The sequence below is a fragment of the Micromonospora sp. NPDC005194 genome (assembly GCF_040608335.1).
GTDB lineage: Bacteria > Actinomycetota > Actinomycetes > Mycobacteriales > Micromonosporaceae > Micromonospora.
Window position 1 is genome coordinate 18,646 of record NZ_JBEXIA010000029.1, and the last position, 19,587, is coordinate 38,232.

Consider the following 19,587-nt stretch of genomic DNA (forward strand, 5'->3'; position numbering starts at 1 on the left):
CTGTTTCCCAAGGGCGGTCGAGCCGAGGGGCGTCGGCTCAGTTGTCCCGGCCCGCCGTCACGAAGGCGCTCACCCGGTCCCGCCAGGCCCGGTAGTCGAACGACTCGCGGGCCCGCGACCGGGCCGCCGCGCTCATCGCCGTCCACTCCTCGTCCCGCAGCCGCAGCGCCCGCTCGATCGCCGACCGGACATCGTCCGGGCCGTTGCCGTCGAGCACCAACCCCTCGACCCCGTCGTGCACGTAGGCGGCCAGGTCACTGGTGTGGTTGAGCAGCACCGGGCATCCGGCGGCGAGACTCTCCGGCACCTTGGACGGAAATCCGCTGGCGGCGTAACCGCCGGAGGGGCGGACCAGCATCGAGAAGTGCGACTCCGACAGCAGGGTCAGCACGGTCTCGCGCGGGACGCGACCGAGGAACCGCACGTCGGCCGAGACCGCGTCCAGCACCCCGACGTCCAGGTCCGAGTGGGCGGCGGCGTCCGCGGCGCTGACCCCGGCGATGGTGAGGCTGACCCGACGCTGGTGCTCCGGGGCGAGCCGGCTGACCCCCCGCAGGATCACGTCGAGCATGTCCTTGCGCCCGGGAGTGCCGGCGTAGAGCAGGCGCAGGCCGTCGCTGATCGCTGGTGGTTGCGGCGCCCGGAACTCATCGCAGTCCACCTGCGGCGGCACCACCAGCACGTCCAGGCCGTGGCCCGTCAGGTAGTCGGCCAGCGTGGTGGAGACCGCCGTGGCCCGGTCGACGAGCCGGGTCGCCAGGAACGTCGACCAGCGGTGCCGGACGAAGTACGGGGTGAGCCAGCCGCGGCGGAACTGGTGTCGGTCGTGGCGCTCGCTGGCGTCCACCACCACCGGGCAGCGCAGCACGAGGCGCAGGGTCGCCCAGTTGCCGAGGGTCAGCAGGGCCATCGGCAACAGCACGACGCTCACCTCGCCGCGCCCCACGCCGGCCCGGCGGACCGCCCGCAGCACCCGCAGCGGTCGGGCCAGCCGGGCCGACGCGCGGGTGAGGTGGTGCCGACCCCGGATCCGCAGGGTGACCAGGTCGATGCCGGCCACGCCGGACTGCCCGGCCGGGACAGCCACCTCGCAGGGCCAGTCGTTGACGACAAGCGTCTGCGTGCCGTCGGGCGCGGCGGACCGGGCGAGTTGCAACAGTCGGTTCGAGGTGGCGTCCCCGTGTGGGAAGGCGTACGCGCCCACCAGCAGGGGACGCGACCGGCCCGCCCGCCCGGTCGATCCCGCATCCAGCAGTGGTTGCCGGCCGATCACGGTCGTCTGGTCGTTCATCTCTCTCCTCGTGTCGAGAAGGCTGGCGGTCGGGGTCGCACCGGGCGGTGCGGGCGGGCCGACGCCCACCGTCGGTAGATCGTCAGGTGGGTGGCGGCCGCCGTGTCGATGGCGAAGACGCTGCGCGCGAACCGGTCCGCCGCCGCCGAGGCCGAGGTCTGCTCGGTGTACGCCGCCGCCGCGCACACCGCGCTCGCCCACCGCCGCGGCGCGGCATCGGTGTCGACGATGGTCACGCCGGGCAGGTGCTCGTCGATGAAACGCACCCCCGGCAGGTCGGCGGCCACCGTCCCGACGCCCAACGCGACGGGCTCCAGCACGCCCCCGGGCAGCCCTTCCAGGCAGGACGGGTGGATCACCACGTCGGCCTGGCTCAACAGCCCGCCCACGTCGTCACGCGGGCCCAGCAGGTGCACCCGGTCGGCGAGACCGGCGGCGGCCGCGGCCACCCGGACGCGCTCGTCGTCGGCGTCGTCGCCCGGCCCGACGAGGACGGCGTGCGCCTCCACTCCCCGGGCCCGCAGCTCGGCGAGGATCGGCGGCAGGAGCGAGCGCCGCTTCTCCGGCGAGGCCCGGCCGACGCTGACGCAGACCAACTCGGCCGGGCGCGCGCCGATCAACTCGCGTAGGTCGTCCGGGCTGGGTAGGCGGAGCCGGTCCAGGTCGAGTCCGTTGAGGACCACCTGACAGCGGGGGTCGTCGCGCCAGCGCGGATCGTAGGCGAAGGTGAGCGAGCTGGGCGAGACGCCGAGGATGTCGGTGGCGGAGATCCGCAGCAACCGTCCACAGATCCAGCGGTAGACGCGTCGGCGCAGGTTGCGGTGCTGGTTGTCGTCCCCCCGGAAGTGGGCGACGCGGCCACGCACACCGCACAGGGCGGCGAGCGCGAGCAGCACCCCGGAGAAGTTGGCGCAGTCGACGTGCACCACGTCCGGTCGCAGCCGCCGCAGCAGGCCCAGGAAGCGGGCGACGAAGCGGAGGTCGAGCGGGATCGGGGTGACCGAGCCGCCGTGCCGGCCGACCACGCCGGCCAGCGGGCCGGGACCGATCCGGTCGCTGAGCGTCACCAGGTGCACCTGGACGCCGGCGGCGGAGAGCCGGGGCAGCAGTTCGGCGGTCCGCATCTCGGTGCCGCCGAAGTTCAGCTCACCGACGACCCGCAGCACCCGGCACTCCCCGGTCACGTCGGCTCTCCCCTGCGCAGCGCCCGGCGGTACCCCACCAGCGCGGCCGGCCACATGGTGAGCACGTAGGCGAGGCAGGCCGCCACCGGCAGACCGGCGAGCCCGAACTCCCGCAGTGCCCAGACCTTGAGAGCGGTGGCCAGCAGCAGGAACGTGGCCCAGCCGACGAACTGTGGCCGGAGCAGCCCGATGCTGTTCTGCACCAGGATCAGCGGGGAGGTGACCGCGATCAAAAGGGACCAGCTCGCCAGCCCGATCAGGACGCTGACCGGGATTTCGGCGCGATCGATGCCGCCCACCCAGAGGTCGATCAGCCGGTGTCCGTAGCCGACCAGCACGACCCCGATCGTCCCCACGATCACGCCGTAGAGCAGCACCATGCGTTGCGTGTTGCGACGCACCCAGGCCACCTCGCCCCGGGCCAGAGCCGCGCCGTTGACCGGCCAGACCGTCATGCCGACCAGCCCCACGAAGATCGACAGGGCGCCGAACAGCTTTCCCACCACCGCGTAGTGCGCCGCCGTGGTGGGCCCGAGGACGTTAGCGACCAGCGGGCTGTCCACGTTCAGCGCGATCGCCGACATCGTGGTGAGTGCGAAGAACCGCAGACCCAGCCGGAGCAGACCGACGGCGGTGGCCCGGTGCACGAGTTTCGGGCCGGGCCGCGGCCCGCGATCCTGGAACCAGAAGTAGGTCACGCAGTTGAGCAGGTTGGTCACCGGCACGGCCAGCACCGCGCAGGCGATCACCGCCAGTGGTTCCCACCCGGCGGCGATGGTGCCGAGCACGGCCACCATGGCCGCCAGCGCCCCGGCCGACTGCCAGATGTTGCTCTGTACCACCTGGCCGCGGGCGTACTGGATCCGCTGGATCAGTGAGAGCGGAATGTTGACCACGAAGGCGCCGAAGCAGAGCAGGACCAGGGCGGACGCCTCCGCGGCGACACCCGGGTCACTGACGTTGAACAGCCCGGCCCAGGGCACCGCGGGGACCACCAGCACGAGACCCACCAGCAGCGCCACCGCGACCACGCCGAGGGTGGCGAACGCGCTGGAGACCTCCCGGGCCTGTTGCCGGGGGTCGTCGGCCAGGTGACTGAGCCGGGTGAGCAGCCCGTTGCCCAGCCCCAGATCGGCGAACCACGCCATCCCGGTGAGGGCGGTGACCGCCATCCACAGGCCGTACCGCTGGTCGCCGAGAAACCGGAAGCAGGCCGGGGTGATGACCAGGGGGGCGGCCAGGCCGATACCCTTCGCCACCATCGCGGCGGCGATGCCCACGGTGACCGTGCGGTCCCGATCCTTCGACGCCGCCGAGGTCGGCGCGCCGGGCGCGGCAGTGGTGCCAGCCGGTGGCGCGGCAGTCGCGACCGCCGCCGCCGCGACCACCGGCTCCGGTACGGCCCGACTCGCTGCCCGGGTCACCGAGGTGCGGCGGCTACGGCACGCTCGGCGTCCAACCGACCGGCCATCCACTCGACGGTCGCGCGCAGGCCCTCCGAACGGGCGACCGGTGCGACGTCCGGGAACAGCTGCCGCAGCGTGGCGTTGTCGGCCAGGGAGTGCGCCACGTCGCCGGTTCGCGGCGGCGCGTACTCGCGGGCGATCGGCCTGCCGCACAACCACTCAAGCTCGTCGAGGACCCGCAACAGGCTGGCCCGGGCGCCGAAGGCGAGGTTGACCGGGTGCGGGTGGTGCACCCGGCGGCGGAGCGCGTCGACGATGACGTCGCAGACCGTGCCGACGTAGGTGAAGTCGCGCGACTGCGTCCCGTCGCCGTGCACCACGGCGGGTTCCTCGCGCAGCGCGGCGTGCACGAAACGGGGGATCACGGCCGCGTACGCGTGGTCGTGGCGCTGCCCCGGGCCGAACACGTTGAAGAAGCGGAAGGCCAACGTCGGCAGCCCGAACGACGCCTGGTGGGCCAGGGCGTACGCCTCGGTGGCGAGCTTGCTGGCCGCGTACGGGCTCATCGGGCGGGTCCAGGTCAGCTCGGTCTTGGGCAGCGCCGGGTTCATGCCGTACACCGACGAGGACGACGCGACGAGGACGTGCCCGACCCGGTGTCGCCGGGCCGCCTCCACCACCATCAGGGTGCCGGTCGCGTTCGCGTGGTGGGAGGCCAACGGGTCGCTCAGCGAGCGGGGGACACTGGGCAGCGCGGCCAGGTGGACCACCGCCTCGCAGCCTGCCATCGCGGCGTCCAGGGCGGCCGGGTCCAGGATTGAGCCCTCGATCAGCTCGACGTCCAGCCCGTCGAGGTTGGTCCGTAGCCCGACCGAGAAATCGTCGAGAACGGTGACTCCACGGATGGTGGGCTCGACCATCGCGGCGCGGGCCAGGTTGGACCCGATGAAACCGGCTCCGCCGGTGATTAAAATGCGCATAAAAACCCCCGTTTACGCCAGAACACCTGTTCATCGACTGAACACCGCCGGCGTGACGGCGACGGCGAAAAATTCACTCTGTCCGGGTGCTGACCGAAAAGGGGCAACTCCGCTCCGAAGGCGCACAGTGAGGTTCGTCGTCAGCGTGTTCGCGGTGGAGGTGCCGACATGCCCGAGCTGATCGTCTACCGGTCCAATGCCCTGATGTCCGTCCGGTCGCGCTTCGACAGCACCCGTGACCTGGTCATGCCCGCCAACCTGGCGTACGCCGAGGCGATGGTCGGCATGTGGCACGCCGGTCTCCCCCAGGTCACCCTGGTGCCCTCGACCGCTACCGACGCCCAGGTGTGGCCGGTGATGTCCGCCGTCGGGACGAAGATCCATGACACCGCCGACGACAACTGCCCGATCAACACCGGCTGGTCGTACGTCGGCGGCAACCACGGCTACAACGTCGGCAACCAGATCGTCGTCACCAACCACGGCAAGACGACAGTCGACGTGGGCTCGCAGTGGACCGACGGAACACGCACCTTCACCCTGCTGGCCATCACCAACGCGAACAGCCTGCTCTTCGGCAACCCGTACACGATCGTCGACGGCATCGCGCAGGGCGCCCGGGTCAAGCCGGCCGCGCCGCTCACCCACCTGTCGGGGGCGACCCACACGGCCACCGTGCCGATCACGGGTCTGACGCCCGACGTGCAGATCCGCCCGGCCACCCACTCCCACACGGTGGCTGTCGAGCTGGACGGACGACCGGTGCCGGACGGCCGGTCCACCGGGCAGGAGCTGACGATCCGGGAGTCCTACCTGATCCCGTCCTACCGGGGGATGATCGACACAGCCAGGGCGAACATCGGCACACCCATCGCGACGATCATGTCGCGGATCCCGTCCCTGTGCCGCATCTCGAACGTCTACCGCTGGTCGCAGGGCGGCCTGCTGATCGGACAGACGGTGGCCGCGCTGGAGCGGTTCACCCTGAACGCCGGAGTGACCCAGTGCGGTCCGTTGACCCCGGTGGCCGGCGGTAGCCGCCGGCAGTTCATGCCGAACGTCGGCACGGCCGGCGGCCTGAACTGGTCGGTGTGGGCGAACATCGACACGCTCGCGGCTCTCACCGACTTCACCCCGGCGACCCTGACGAACCGGCTGATTCCGGCGAGCAGCATGACCCAGTGGGTGGTGAACAGCGGCCAGGTCCAGCAGTGGGGCATCGCCGTCGGGTTGCTGCCGGTCGCCGACGGCGTGCCCGAGATCCGGGCCCGCTACACCACGGCCAAGGGCTGGTTCATCACCTCCAGCCTGAAGAAGAACTATCCGCAGTTGGTGTGGGGTCGCACCATGGAGGCCGGCGAATCCGTGACCGGTACCGCCTACCGGCGCTACCTGGCGCCGCCCTCGGCGGCCACCGAGATCGTCGTGTCGGACTCCACAGACGACTTCGTGATGATCGAACGGGTCGAGGCGGTCGCCCAAGCCCAGATGCCGGCTCCGCAGCTGTTCCACCGGCTGCTGGTCCCGGCCGGCCCGACGAACCTCACCGTGCCGGACCGGGTCGCCGTCGGCGGGATCTCGTACAGCATGCCGGTCCCCACCGGGTACGGGATGTGGCGCGCGGAACCCGACCCGGCGTCGGTGGGGCCGCTCCCCGGGGTGACCGGCCCGCGCGGTAGCTACTTCCTCGTCCTCGCCGGCCCGACCGAGCCCGTCACCTACACCGGCAGCTACCAGTCGCTGCTGCTGCACCCGATGTACCTGGCGGAGCCCACCCCGGTCGACCGGGTGTGCGTCGAGGTCACCGCGACGGGAACCGGGACCATGCGGCACGGCGTGTACGCGCACGATCCGGCGACCGGACGTCCCGCCGTCCTCGGCCCGATCGCCGACTTCGGCAGCGTCGCCGTGACATCCGTCGGCGTCAAGGAGTCGGTGTTGAGTGTCCCCGTGGTGCTGCCGGCGGGCTGGCACTGGTACGGGCACGTGTGGCAGACGAGCGGTGTCACCCCGCCCACGTTGCGGGCCAGCAGCGCCGGCGCCGCCACCACCACCCTCAACCTCGGCACCAGTTCGGCGGCGATGACCGGGGACCGGTTCGGTTACGAGGTGACCGGGACGACCGGCGCGTTGGGGGCGATCACCATCGCCGGCGTCCACCAACTGCCGCCACCACGGGTCGCGTACCGGCGGGCCTGAGCTGTCGGTCGCGGCCGGCGGGCGGGGTCAGACGGTGGTGACCCCGTAGATCCTCTTCATCGCCTCGTGCTTCTCCGGGACGGGAAGGTGCCCGATGCCGAGCGACTTGGCCTGCAACCGTTCGAGGTACTCGTCGGTGGTCCGCAGCGGTCGCGCCGGGACACCGGCCGCCACCGTGTTGTCCGGGATGTCGCGCGTGACGATCGAGCCCGCCCCGATGACGCACCGGTTTCCGATGGTGACGCCGGCCAGGATCATCGACCGCATCCCGATGTAGACGTCGTCGCCGATCGTGATCGGGGCGGTCCAGTCCAGGTCGGGATGGTCCTTGCGCAGGATCAGGGTGCCGCCGTCGTGCGTGACGAACTGCACCTCGGAGGTGATGTAGACGTTGTTCCCGATGGTGATCAGCCACGGCTCCGAGCCGAACATCGCCCGGCTGACGCCGTAGAACCTGACCCGTCCGGTCAGCTTCACCCCCAGGGACCGCGCGAACGCCTCGGGGTCACGGGTGGCGGCCAGGTGGTCCCGGACTCGTCGGACCATCGTACGAACGCGACTGGGCACGTGCTGTCCTCGCTCATCGGGCCTACCGGGGTGGCAGACGACGGACCCACCCACGCGGGCCCCACCATTGCAACGAGGTAGCTCCAGCCCGAGTGACGGCGAGCCGGGTCAGGCGCAGAATCGCCGGGCGTGGTCCAGCACGTTGAGTTCCCGGAGCTGCTGTCGCCAGAGCTGGTACCGCCGGCCCGCGGTCTCCTTCGCCTCGGCGCGCTCCCCGGCCGAGCGGTCGGCCAGCCGGTCGAGGGTCTCGCTCAGCGCGGCCGCGGTTGCCGGCCGGACCACCGCTCCCCCGCCGTCGGCGATCAACTCGCTGAACGGCGTCGCGTCGGAGCAGACCACCGGGCAGCCGGACGCCAGGCTCTCCAGGATGACGTGCCCGTAGTTCTCGCCCAGCGTGGGGAAGAGGAAGGCGTCGTATCGGCTGAAGGTCGCCATCACCTCGTCCGCCTCGAGTTCCCCGAGGTAGCGGACCCGGACGTGGTCGGGCATCGCGTCGATGAGGCGCCGGCAGCCCGCCCAGTACTGCTCGTCCTCCCGCGGACCGTAGATGTCGAACTCCAGCGGGTGCGTGGCGCCGGCGACCGCCTCCAACGCCCTGGTGAGGTTCTTCATCGGGGAGATCCTGCCGACGAACACCAACCGCAGCGGCCCGTCGTGGGCGACGGCCCGGGGCGCCGGCAGCTCCGGGATGGGGCACTCGTTGCCATTGACCATGATCTGCGCCCAGGGCATGGCGGCGCGGATCTGCTTCTCCTCCAGCCAGCTGCACGCCTGCCAGCGCACGTCGAGCCGACGCAGCAGCGGGGCCCAGACCGCCAGGAAGAGTCGCTTCTTGCGCGACTTGATGGCGAGCGCGCCGGGCGAGAGCTCGCCGCGCGGGGCCAGCATGATGGCGCGGACGCGTACCAGTCGCAGCGCCACCGCCAGGATCGGCAGCACCGAGAAGAGCGACCAGAGGCTGTTGACGTAGATCAGATCGACCGGGCGGGACCGGACGTGCCGCGCGAGTCGGACCCAATGCCGCAGCGCGAACGGGCCGAGGTAGAAGACGGCGCAGCGGTCGTCGCGCCGCACCAGTCGACCGGACAGGCCCGGGTAGGGTGCGGACGAGCAGAGGTCCCGGTCCCCGGTGACCAGTGTGACGTCGAGGTCGTCCGGCAGGGTGTCGAGGATGAACCGCAGGGAGCGGATCGGCCCGCCGCCGCGAAAGCCTGGCTCGAACACGCGAGCGGTGGCGAGCACCCGGTACCCGGGCGCGGTCGTGGATCGCGCCGTCCTCTGTGGTGTCTCGGCTCGGTCGGGGAGACGCGTTCCTGCCAACTCATTCACCTTCGGCTCACCTTCCAGACTGCTGTCCCGGCGTCGGCGCGGGCACGCCAGTGCCTGGCACACGCGAGGATTGACGGGAGCGCCGGCACTCGCCCGTCACCATCGGCACCGGTAACCGGTTCAGATGACGGAGAGCGGCCAGCGTTCTCCGTAGCCGAGGGAGCCGCGGTTGACGACCGACGTAGTGATCGTAGGCGCGGGCGGCATGGGCCGTGAGGCATATGGGGTAATTCGGCTGTTGAACACCATTGCGAAGGATGCACCGCCGTGGCGGATGCTGGGCTTCGTCGACGACTACCCCACCGAGTCCAATGTCGAGGCGGTACACCGCCTCGGCGTCGCCTTCCTCGGCCCGACCCGGTGGCTGGCCGCCCAACCCGCCAGCACCCACGTGGTGCTCGGTGTCGGGCATCCGAGGTTGCGTCGCGAGACCGACCAGACCATCGCCCGGTACGGCCTGCCGGCGGCCACAGTGGTGCATCCGGCCGCCGAGATCGGCCCCGACTGCGTCCACCAGCAGGGGTTGTTCGTCGCCGGTGGCGCCCGGGTGACCACGAACGTGCTGCTGGGGCGGCATGTGCACCTCAACCAGAACTGCACGGTTGGGCACGACAGTGTGCTCGGCGACTACGTCTCGGTCAATCCGCTCGCCGCGGTCTCCGGGTACTGCCGGCTGGGGGACGGCGTCCTGGTGGGCACCACCGCCGCGATCCTGCCGAAGCTGACCGTCGGCCGGGACGCCACAGTGGGCGCCGGCGCCTGCGTGACGCGCGATGTCCCCCCGGGTGTCGTGGTGACGGGTGTGCCGGCCCGGCCGGCGGCCGGCTCAGCGGCGGATGCCCGCCCAGTCGTGATGGCGGCGCACCGTCGACAGGATGAAGTCGACCACCCGGCGTGACGTGTCGGGGACCTGGTAGTCGAGCGGACAGGCGACCGAACCCTCGGCCACCTGCGCCACCACCACCCGGATGGCCTCGACGACCCCGTCGGGCTCCAGGCCGGTCATCACGATCGCCCCGCTGTCCATTGCCTCCGGACGCTCGATGGACTCGCGCAGGGTCACCGCCGGGAACCCGAGAATCGCGGCCTCCTCGCTGACCGTGCCGCTGTCGGAGAGGGTGCATCGGGCATGCCGTTGCAGGGTCACGTAGTCGAAGAAGCCGAACGGCTCGTGGAAGGCCACGCCGTCGAGGTGCAGGCCGTCGCCCGCCAGCGCCTCAAGCCGTTTGCGGGTACGCGGATGCGTGGAGACCAGCAGCGGCAGCCGCCACTCGTCGCGGACCACCCGCAGGCACTCCAGCAGCCGACGGAGCCGGTCCGGGTGGTCGACGTTCTCCTGCCGGTGGGCGCTGACGACGAAGTAGCCGCCCGGTTCGAGTTCGAGTTGGGCCAGCACGGTGGACCGCTCGATCTGCCGTCGGTAGTGGTCGAGCACCTCGCGCATGGGTGAGCCGGTGTGCAGGATGCGGCGCGGATGCAGCCCCTCGGCGAGCAGGTTGCGTCGAGCGTGTTCCGAGTAGACCAGGTTGAAGTCGGCGATGTGGTCGACCATGCACCGGTTGGTCTCCTCCGGCACGTTCAGGTCGAAGCAGCGGTTGCCGGCCTCCATGTGGTACACCGGCACGTTCATCCGCCGGGCCATCAGCGCCGAGATCGCGCTGTTGGTGTCACCGAGCACCAGCAACGCGTCCGGGCGCAGCTCGGCGATCGCCTTCTCGGTGCCGACCAGGACGGCGCCGAGGAGGCTGCCGAGCGATTGGGTGTCGGCGCGCAGGAAGAGATTCGGCGCTCGGACCCCCAGCTCGCTGAAGAAGACGTCGGAGAGGGACGGGTCCCAGTTCTGTCCCGTGTGCACCAACGTGTGGTCCACGGTCCGATCGAGCGCGTCGATCACCCGGGCCAGTCGGATGATCTCCGGCCTGGTTCCGACGACGGTCATCACGCGGGTCACTTGACGCCTCCTGGTGGCAGATGTGCGGGTCGTGGAAGGCAGGGCCGGGTACGGCTCACGGGGTCCGCCCCTGCGGCGGCACCCGGTACGCAGGGTCGCGGATCACCCGCCACGCCTGGTCGAGGACGCTGATCGGCGCCCGGCTCGCCCGCCAACGGCGGTAGGCCTCTCCCGCCTCGACCCGGGCCGCGTGCCGCTGCTCGGGGGTGGCGGTCGCCACCTGGGTGACGAGGGCACCCAACGCCGCCGCGGTCAGCTCGGTGAGGACCAGCCCGCCGCCGTCGCGCAGCACCGCCGTCCAGGGTGTCCGGTCGGAGCAGAGCACCGGGCAGCACGCGGAGAGGCTCTCTGCGATGGCGTTGCCGTAGTTCTCCCCCCGGGTCGGCATGACGAACGCGTCGTAGCGGAAGAAGGTCGCGCGGACCTGCTCGGGTGGCAGCTCACCCCGATAACTGACGGTGACCGACTCGGGCAGCTCGGCCAGGTGCTCCCGGCAGCGTCGCCAGTACGCCTGGTCCTCCACCGGGCCGTAGATGTCCAGCCGCACCGGCACCGGCACGAAGGCGAGCGAGGCCAGCACCAGGTCGAGGTTCTTCATGGGCGAGATCCGCCCGATGAAGACCAGCCGCGCGTGGTGGGTCGCGGGTGTCGCGACCGGCGACTCGTCCGGCTCGGGGCCCCGGCTGACCGCGACGACACCGATCCGCGCCCGGGGCAGCACCCGCTGGATGTCGTTGGCCTCGACCGGCGTGGTGGCGTGCCACAGCACCCGAGGGTCGAGCAGCATCCGCCGCCAGGCGGTCAGGAAGATCCGCTTACGGAGTCGGTGCACCTGGAGCGCGGCCGCGCCGAACTCACCCCGGGGGGCGACCAGGATGCGGCCCACCCGCAGCAGACCGAGCCGGGCCGCGGCCATCGGCAGGATGGAGAAGGTCGACCAGACGCTGTTGACGTACAGCAGGTCGTACCGGCCGACGCGGAGCGAGCGCCAGAGCGACCGCCAGTGCCCCGGCCGACGTACGCCGAGATAGAAGACGTTCGTCCGGCCGACCCGGGCCCAGCGACCGGAGAGCCCCGGATAGGGGTCGCGGCAACCGAGGTCGCGGTCACGGGTCAGCATTGACGTCTCAATGTCGTCACTGGCCAGGGCGAGCACCTCGGAAATGGACCGGACCGGCCCTCCAGCCCGCCAACCGGGAGCGAAATAGCCGGCGGTCACCAGGACGTGGAATTTGCTCTCGTCGACAGTCGCCGGCCTTTCTCGGGTGTCCGCCGCGGGGGTGGGATCGCCGGCCATCCTCGCTCCTCGCTCGTGCCACAGGATCGATTCGCCTAACGATCGGATGCTCGATCCGTGACTGAGCCCTCCTCCGAACTGAGCTGCCGCGACTGGGCTGCGCAGGGGCCGCGAAGAATAAATTCCGCCAGTTACATGAAACCGCAGGAGTGCCGACTCCGAGAGCGATATAAGGATTCGGCGGGGAAAACCGGCCCAGCAGGAGAGGGACTTCATGTCACGAACGGCACTCATATCCGGCATCACCGGTCAGGACGGCAGTTACCTGTCGGAGTTCCTGCTCGACAAGGGATACACGGTGCACGGCATCAAACGGCGGTCGTCCTCTTTCAACACAGAGCGGATCGACCACGTGGACGTCCATCCGCGCAGCGGTGACGCCCGACTCTTCCTCCACTACAGCGACCTCTCCGATCCCGCCTCGCTGACCGCGCTGATCCGCGACATCCGCCCCCACGAGATCTACAACCTGGGCGCGCAGAGCCACGTCCGGGTCTCCTTCGACATCCCCGGGTACACGGCGGACGTCACCGGGCTCGGGGCGCTGCGCATGATGGAGGCGGCCCGCTCCGCCGACGTCGGTTGCCGGTTCTATCAGGCGTCCTCGTCGGAGATGTTCGGCTCGAGCCCGCCGCCGCAACGCGAGGAAACCCCGTTCCACCCGCGCAGCCCGTACGCGTGCGCGAAGGCGTACGCCTACTGGTCGGCGGTGAACTACCGCGAGTCCTGGAACATGTTCTGCGCCAACGGCATCCTGTTCAACCACGAGAGCCCACGCCGGGGCGAGAACTTCGTGACCCGCAAGATCACTCGTGCGGTGGCGCGGATCGAGGCCGGCATCCAGGACAAGCTCTACCTGGGCAACCTGGACGCCGTTCGGGACTGGGGCTACGCACCGGAGTACGTCGAGGCGATGTGGCTCGCCCTCCAGCAGGACACCCCGGACGACTACGTGGTCGCCACCGGCGAGGGCCACACAGTGCGCGAGTTCGTCGAGGCCGCGTTCGACCGGGTCGGGTTGGACTGGCAGCGGTACGTAGAGCTGGACCCCGCCTACTTCCGCCCGGCGGAGGTCGACGCCCTCATCGGCGACTACTCGAAGGCCCGACGCAAGCTGGGCTGGGCCCCGAAGACGCTCTTCAGCGACCTGGTCCGGGTCATGGTCGACGCCGACCGGCAGCTCCTCGAGGACGAGCGGATGGGCCGACTGATCCGGGTGGACCGGTGAGGGTCGCGGTCGACGCCGCACCCATCCGCCCCGGTCACGCCGCGGGGCTCGAAGCCTTCACCTACGGCCTGCTGACCGGTATGGCCGCCGACGACTCCTGCGACCTGCGGGTGAACATCCTGCGGGGCACGCTGGCCGAGTGGCGGGACCAGGTGCCCGACGCGCGGATCGGCTGGACCGAGGTGGCGCAGCCGCTCCGTTCCGACAACCCCACCGGCCAACTGCTGCGCCGGTGGACGCCGCGGGCCGTGCGCAACTCCCGTACGGTCCGCACGGCCGTCAACGCCATCCGGCAACGGTCCGTCATGCGGCACACCGACGTCGACGTCACCCTGTTCCCGTTCCACTGTGCGCCGATCGGGTCGACCAGATCGGTCGTCGTCCTGCACGACCTGCGCCACCTGGGGGCCGAGTTCCACGCCCCCGGCTTCGCGGCGGTGATCCGGGAGAATGTGGCCCACGCGGCGGCGATCGTGGTGACCTGGCCCCATCCGTACCGGGAGACCCTGCGCCTCTTCCCGGAGGCCGCGGAGCGGACCGTGCTCATCCCCACCCCGGCGTTCCAACCCGCACCGAAGCAGGCGCACGCGCGGCCCGAACCGGGGCTGCTGGTCTATCCGTCGTCCACCGCGGAGCACAAGAACCACGCGACCCTGCTGGAGGCGATGGCGCTGCTGCCGGAGTGCCGCCTGATCTGTCCGGGGCCGCTGGTCGAGCCCGAGGCGAGCCGGTTGCTCGCCCGCGCCGCGCAACCCGACCTGCGCGGCCGGGTGTCCTTCCCCGGCTACGTCAGCCTGGACGAGCTGAACGCCATCTACGCCCGAGCGGACGCGGTGGTCGTACCCTCGCTCTGGGAGGCGGCCAGCGGCGCGCTGCTGGAGGCGTTCACCTGGGGTCTCCCGGTCGCCTGCGCCGACGTCGAGCCGCTGCTCGACCAGCTGGAGTTCAATCGCGCCGAGGCGGCGGTCTTCCGGGCGCGGGATCCGCTGTCCCTGGCCGAGGCGGTGCGGCACCTGCTTGACGAGCGGGAACGTTACGCCGCCGCCTCGCGGCGGGCGAACGACCGGCTGGCCGGGCGTACCTGGGCGGCCACCGGGCGCGACTACCTGGACGTCCTGAGCTGGGCCGCGCGGGGCGGATCGGGTCCGGTGCCACGGTCCCCGTTCGTCGCTGAGGCCGCGAACGACGCCGTCGACAGCGGAGAGGTTGGAACATGAGCATCGCGGAGGACACCTATCCGGTGGCCCGACCGAGCCTCTCCACGTTGGAGGAGCGGTACGTCCTCGACGCGCTGCGGAGCGGGTGGATCTCCTCACAGGGCCCGTACCTGCGTGACTTCGAGGAGCGTTTCGCCCGTCGCTGCGCCGCCGACACCGCCGTGACGACCAGCAACGGCACTGTCGCGCTGCACCTGGTCCTCGCGGCGGCCGGCATCGGGCCGGGGGACGAGGTGATCGTGCCCGCGCTGACCTACGTGGCGACGGCCAACGCCGTCGCGTACTGCGGCGCGCGCGCCATCTGTGTGGACGTCCTACCGGAGAGCTGGTGTGTCGACCCCGCCGGGGTACGCGCCGCGATCGGCCCGCATACCCGGGCGGTCATCGCCGTCGACCTGTACGGGCACCCGGCCGACTACACCGCGCTGCGCCAGCTCTGCGACCGGCACGGTCTGCTCCTGGTCGCCGACGCGGCCGAGTCGTTCGGCGCCACCCTCGACGGGCGGCCCACCGGATCGCTCGCCGACGTCACAACGTTCTCGTTCTTCGGCAACAAGGTGCTCACCTCCGGCGAGGGCGGCTGCGTTACCACCTCCGACGCGGCCCTGGCCGACCGGATGCGCCTGCTGCGTAACCAGGGCATGGATCCGCACCGGCGGTACTACTTCCCGGTGCTGGGCTACAACTACCGGATGACGAACCTGTGCGCCGCGGTGCTCTGCGCCCAACTGGAGCGGGCCGACGAGATCATCGCCCTCCGGGACCGGGTGATCGCCGGCTACGAGGAGCAGTTGGCCGACGAGCCGGCGCTGTCGGCGCAGCCGGTGGCCGCCGGAGTTCGCCGGGCGCCCTGGATGGCGGCCTTCCTCGTGGGGGCCGAGGGGGACGCGACGTCCCGGGACGCGCTGGCCCGGGCGCTCGCCCGGCTCGGCGTGGAGACCCGCCCGTTCTTCGTGCCGATCCCGGACCTACCCGCGCATCGTGATCCGGGCGCGGACTGTCCGGTGACCGAGGACCTGAGTCGGCGCGGCATCAACCTGCCCACGTACGCCGATCTGGCCGAACCGGCGGTCAAGGCCGTGGTGGAGCGCGTCCGCGCCGCCCTGGCCACCATCGCCTGACCCGCCACCCGACCCGTCACCCGACCCGCGCCGACCCCGTCGGCGCGGGTCCGGCGGTCAGACCGGTTGGACGACCGGTGGGCGCTCCACCGCCCGGTCGGACAGCAGCAGGAGATAGCTGCCGCCCCAGGCCACCGCGCTGAGCAGGGCCAGCACGACAAGCGCGCCGGCCGCCCCGGGCGCGCCGAACAGGACCGCCCCGGCGACGACCGCCGGCACACGGAGCCCGCCGAGCAGGATGCCGAGCACTATCGCCCGCCGGCTCGCCCGCTCGATCCGCAGCCCGGCGAAGCCGATCGTGGCCGGCACGGCGAGCAGGCTCTCCAGCGCGAGCAGTACCAGCAGGCTCCGGGCGACGGTCCAGTTGGTGCCGAGCAGTTCCTTCCCGACCGCGTCCGGCAGCAGGGCGACCACGATGGTCAACGGCAGAACGGCGGCGGCCACGAGCAGCGCGAGCCGGACAGCCGCCCGAGTCCGCACCGCGCGGGACTCGGCCCGGGTGCGGGCCAACTGCGGCAGGATCAGCGTGGCCGCGGTCGACAGCACCAGGTTGACCGGCCCCAGCAGCGTGCGCCCGGCGCTCAACGCGCCGACCACCGCCGTGCCGGCGACCAACGCCACAGCGGTCAGCGCCAGCTGCGCCGACCCGGTGGTCAGCAGGAACTGCGCACCGAACCCCGCCGCGACGCGGCTCTCGGCGCGGCCGACCCGCCAGCCGGGCACCAGCGCGTACCGGCGCCGGGCCGCCACGACCACGCCGATCAGAGCGCCGCCGACGGCCCACAGGGCGAAGACGTACGGCGCGTCGATCACCCGGAGCAGGCCGGCCAGCGCGGCACACCCGGTGAGCACCGCCCAGGCGATCTCCTGGGCCATCGCCGCCGAGGGAGCGCCGATGCCGACGGCGACCGCCTTGGTGTAGTCGTAGAGGACCAACCCGGGCAGGGCGAGGCCCACGAACAGCAGGTAGGTCGAGCCGTACGCCACGCCGGCCGCGCCGACCAGGGAGCCACCGACGAGGCCGAGCAGGATCGCCCGCCGGGCGGCCGGCGCGACCCCGATCCCGGTGGCCAGCACGGTGTCGGTCACTGTGCTCCGCACCAACCCGGAGCCGACGATGTAGAACGAGAAGGCCAGGGCGAACTGACCCAGCCCGCCGACCGACTCCAGTCGGGTCACGGTGATCGCCAGCAGCAGGTTGCCGCCGCTGGAGAGCCCGCCGACGACCAGCGCGAGCAGCGCCCGGCGACCGGTGCGTGGACCGTCCGGAGCGTCGGCCCGGCCGACGGCGTGCCGGCCGACCGCGTGCCGGCCCACCCGTACGGTCACCGGATCGCGCCGCGGGCGGTGGGCAGTCGGCCGGTGCCCGCGTTCTTGCGGGCCCCGTGCAGGGGGCGGCGGGTGAGCCCCAGGAGGACGAAGACCGGCAGCGCCGCCACCACGTGCTGCAGAAAACTGATGGTGGAGTCCGGGTAGGTGTTGGACCAGAGCAGCGGGTCGAAGAGCACCAGGCAGAAGAGGCTCAGCCGGACCGGGCCGGGCGGCCCCCGCCAGCGCAGCAGCATTGCCGCCACCGCGGCCCAGAAGGCGTGCACGGCGACCACGCCGACCGGGCCGTCGAAGAACCAGATGTTGCCCAGCAGCAGGAAGGTGTAGGCCGACGTCGACCCACCGCCGATGTACAGGTTGATCCGCTGCCCGGTGGAGAGCACCGGCCGGTCCGGATCCAGCACCCGGGGCACCAGCCCGTACCGCAGGTAGTCGGTGACCCCGGGCTGACCCAGGTCGACCGGGACGTCGAAGCCCGCCACCACACTGAGCTGACTGTCCAACCGCAGTCGGTCCGTGGCGGTGACAGTGGTGTCCACCGCGACGCCGCGATCCTCCCGAATGTTGTTGCGGTGTTCGAACACGGCCGGCCAGGCGAGGAAGAGCACCACCGCACAGACCACCAGGTAACGCAGTCGGAAGACGCCGCAGAGCGCTCCGGTGGCAGCCATGAAGAACGCCAGCGCGACCAGCGGAGCGGTGACTGCCGTCAGCAGGGCGACGTAGAGCTCCGCGCCGACGAGGACGGCCAGCCAGCCGTACAGTTTCACCCGCGACAGCCGACCGCTCAGGTGGCTGGCCACCAGCAACGCGAAGCCCAGGGCTGTCCACCCCGAGAAGAGCGTGCTCACCATCGCGAGCGGCCCGTCGGTCAGGTCACCGGCGACCTGGTTGACGATGGTGCCGCGCCCGAGGTGGGCCCCGAGCACGTTGGCGGTGATGCTGGTCAGCGTGACCACGATGGCCACCGGGTAGAGCCGCGGGTACCGGGCGTGGGCGCGCCGGAAGCCCTCCCGCCAGCGCGGGTCGGGCCGCCCGAGCAGCCGCCCGACCGTTTCCACGGCGGCGCTGCCCAGCACCGCGAGCCCGACCAGGGAGACGATGAAGCCGGTCTCCGGATTCCGGTAGAAGACCGCTGTCGGCAGGATGAGCAGCGCGTACGGGGCGAGCACGACGACGGTCACCGGGTAGCAGCGGAGCACCCGACCGACGAGATCCCGGTGGGCAGCCGACGCCCCGTCCCTGGTTGGCCGATCCGTCCGCGCCTCGGTTCCACCGGTCGGCCCGCCGGGGTCGAGGGCAGCCCCGGGCCAGGTCATCGCGCGCGCCCCCTTTGGGATGTTGTTGGTCGCTCCTGACCCAACGAACCAACCGACCGGGCGAAACGCCCTTGCGTACGCGGTCGTCGCGGGTCGGCCCGTGCGGCCGCCCAAACTGTGATGAGCTGGGAACATGGATCGGTTCCGGCTCGGGCTGGTGCTCCATCCCACCCGGGACGTGTCCCCGGTGGTGGGCACGATCGTGGCCTGGGCCGCCGAGCACCACGCCGTCCTGGCGGTTCGCGAACAGGACCGGCACCGGGTGCCCGAGCCGGTCCGGGGGGTGCCGGAGGAGGAGCTGGCCGCCGGGTCGGACATGCTGATCGCCATCGGCGGGGACGGCACGATGCTGGGCGCGCTGCGGCTGGCCGTCCACGACCCGAAGCCGGTGCTCGGCGTACACCTGGGCAAGCTGGGGTTCCTCGTGGAGGTCGAACCGCCGGACCTGCCGGCGGCGCTGGCCCGACTGCTGACCGGGGAGTACACCATCGAGGCACACAGCTGCCTGGCCTGCACGGTGTGCGGCGACGACGTCGTCGCGTTCAACGACATCGCGCTGGTCCGCCATCCGGGGCAGGGCTTCGTCAGCGCGAACCTGAGCGTGGACGGGCAACAGTACGGCTACTACCGCTGTGACGCGGTGGTCGTGTGCACCCCGACCGGGTCGACCGCCTACAGCTACGCCGCCGGTGGACCCCTGATCTCGCCGGCGACGCGGGCCGTGGTGGTGACGCCGAGCGCTCCGATGGCCGGCATCTCCCGGTCGGTGGTGCTCTCGCCGGAGGAGACGGTGCGGCTGGACCTGCGGCCCGGGTCCGGGCCGGTCTCGGTGGAGGTGGACGGGCGGGTGATCCGCAACAGGTCGACGACGGGTGCGGTGGAGGTGCACTACCGCCACGGCGCCGGCCTGGTGGTCCGCCTCGATCCGCGCCGCCACCAGGAACGCAATCAGCTCAAGCTGGGGCTGCTGGATCTTCCCCTGTTGCCGGAGCAGCTTCGCGAGTTGCTTCCCGAGAGCCTGCGTCGCCAGCTCGGCCGCCGCGAGGAGCCTCGCCGGTAACGGCACTTTCGTCGGGCTTCCCCGACACTGAATCAGACAAACGGTTATGGAAATGTGAAAACCGGATTCCGTGTCGCAAAATCCGTTAAGCAGTTAGGGGACGTGCGTG

General features: G+C 71.5%; 16 protein-coding genes. 6 read left to right on the forward strand and 10 right to left on the reverse strand.

Annotation, left to right across the window (positions count from 1 at the left end):
• Positions 1-37 precede the first annotated feature (37 nt).
• Genes ABZU53_RS22765 through ABZU53_RS22780 form a run of 4 tightly spaced genes read right to left on the reverse strand, consistent with a single transcriptional unit; the run spans position 38 to position 4,861 of the window.
• Entirely contained in the window at positions 38-1,291 is a 1,254-nt protein-coding gene (locus tag ABZU53_RS22765; RefSeq protein WP_355067305.1) for a glycosyltransferase, read from the reverse strand.
• Positions 1,288-2,475: a glycosyltransferase gene (locus ABZU53_RS22770; protein WP_354856767.1), complete on the reverse strand. Its 1,188-nt coding sequence runs from the start codon at positions 2,473-2,475 to the stop codon at positions 1,288-1,290. Before ABZU53_RS22770 ends, ABZU53_RS22765 begins: the two co-directional genes overlap by 4 nt.
• On the reverse strand, positions 2,472-3,899 hold the full coding sequence (locus tag ABZU53_RS22775) for an oligosaccharide flippase family protein (protein WP_354856765.1): 1,428 nt from the start codon (positions 3,897-3,899) through the stop codon (positions 2,472-2,474). Before ABZU53_RS22775 ends, ABZU53_RS22770 begins: the two co-directional genes overlap by 4 nt.
• A complete protein-coding gene (locus ABZU53_RS22780) occupies positions 3,896-4,861 on the reverse strand; it encodes an NAD-dependent epimerase/dehydratase family protein (protein ID WP_354856763.1) in 966 nt (321 codons plus the stop codon). The genes ABZU53_RS22775 and ABZU53_RS22780 overlap by 4 nt, the downstream gene beginning before the upstream one ends.
• Positions 4,862-5,029: 168 nt before the next feature.
• On the opposite strand from ABZU53_RS22780, the gene ABZU53_RS22785 reads away from it, so the two are divergent.
• Positions 5,030-7,060 carry a hypothetical protein gene (locus ABZU53_RS22785; protein ID WP_354856760.1) on the forward strand — a complete coding sequence of 677 codons (2,031 nt, stop codon included), beginning with the start codon at positions 5,030-5,032 and terminating at the stop codon, positions 7,058-7,060.
• Between the two features lie 27 nt (positions 7,061-7,087).
• Here ABZU53_RS22785 and ABZU53_RS22790 read toward each other — a convergent pair whose 3' ends face one another.
• Entirely contained in the window at positions 7,088-7,606 is a 519-nt protein-coding gene (locus ABZU53_RS22790) for an acyltransferase (protein ID WP_354856757.1), read from the reverse strand.
• Between the two features lie 129 nt (positions 7,607-7,735).
• Positions 7,736-8,851, reverse strand: coding sequence for a glycosyltransferase (locus tag ABZU53_RS22795; protein WP_355067306.1), 1,116 nt, complete (start codon positions 8,849-8,851; stop codon positions 7,736-7,738).
• A 289-nt stretch (positions 8,852-9,140) separates the two neighbouring features.
• On the opposite strand from ABZU53_RS22795, the gene ABZU53_RS22800 reads away from it, so the two are divergent.
• On the forward strand, positions 9,141-9,854 hold the full coding sequence (locus ABZU53_RS22800) for an acetyltransferase (RefSeq protein ID WP_355067372.1): 714 nt from the start codon (positions 9,141-9,143) through the stop codon (positions 9,852-9,854).
• Here the strand turns inward: ABZU53_RS22800 and wecB are convergent.
• A complete protein-coding gene (wecB, locus tag ABZU53_RS22805) occupies positions 9,783-10,907 on the reverse strand; it encodes a UDP-N-acetylglucosamine 2-epimerase (non-hydrolyzing) (protein WP_355067308.1) in 1,125 nt (374 codons plus the stop codon). The two genes, ABZU53_RS22800 and wecB, sit on opposite strands and share 72 nt — an antisense overlap.
• 55 nt (positions 10,908-10,962) lie before the next feature.
• A complete protein-coding gene (locus ABZU53_RS22810; protein ID WP_355067310.1) occupies positions 10,963-12,204 on the reverse strand; it encodes a glycosyltransferase in 1,242 nt (413 codons plus the stop codon).
• 214 nt (positions 12,205-12,418) lie between these two features.
• On the opposite strand from ABZU53_RS22810, the gene gmd reads away from it, so the two are divergent.
• The 3 genes from gmd to ABZU53_RS22825 are packed head-to-tail and all read left to right on the forward strand — an operon-like array spanning position 12,419 to position 15,770.
• On the forward strand, positions 12,419-13,432 hold the full coding sequence (gene gmd, locus ABZU53_RS22815; RefSeq protein ID WP_354856749.1) for a GDP-mannose 4,6-dehydratase: 1,014 nt from the start codon (positions 12,419-12,421) through the stop codon (positions 13,430-13,432).
• Positions 13,429-14,649, forward strand: coding sequence for a glycosyltransferase (locus ABZU53_RS22820; RefSeq protein ID WP_355067312.1), 1,221 nt, complete (start codon positions 13,429-13,431; stop codon positions 14,647-14,649). Before gmd ends, ABZU53_RS22820 begins: the two co-directional genes overlap by 4 nt.
• Positions 14,646-15,770, forward strand: a complete 1,125-nt coding sequence (locus ABZU53_RS22825; protein WP_354856743.1) for a DegT/DnrJ/EryC1/StrS family aminotransferase — start codon at positions 14,646-14,648, stop codon at positions 15,768-15,770. Before ABZU53_RS22820 ends, ABZU53_RS22825 begins: the two co-directional genes overlap by 4 nt.
• Positions 15,771-15,827: 57 nt before the next feature.
• Here ABZU53_RS22825 and ABZU53_RS22830 read toward each other — a convergent pair whose 3' ends face one another.
• Together ABZU53_RS22830 and ABZU53_RS22835 are read right to left on the reverse strand one after the other, a co-directional pair.
• A complete protein-coding gene (locus tag ABZU53_RS22830) occupies positions 15,828-17,099 on the reverse strand; it encodes a hypothetical protein (RefSeq protein ID WP_355067313.1) in 1,272 nt (423 codons plus the stop codon).
• A complete protein-coding gene (locus tag ABZU53_RS22835) occupies positions 17,096-18,301 on the reverse strand; it encodes a hypothetical protein (RefSeq protein ID WP_354856740.1) in 1,206 nt (401 codons plus the stop codon). The genes ABZU53_RS22830 and ABZU53_RS22835 overlap by 4 nt, the downstream gene beginning before the upstream one ends.
• 250 nt (positions 18,302-18,551) lie before the next feature.
• Here ABZU53_RS22835 and ABZU53_RS22840 point away from each other — a divergent pair, with 250 nt between their 5' ends.
• On the forward strand, positions 18,552-19,478 hold the full coding sequence (locus ABZU53_RS22840) for an NAD(+)/NADH kinase (protein WP_355067314.1): 927 nt from the start codon (positions 18,552-18,554) through the stop codon (positions 19,476-19,478).
• The last annotated feature ends 109 nt before the right edge of the window (positions 19,479-19,587 follow it).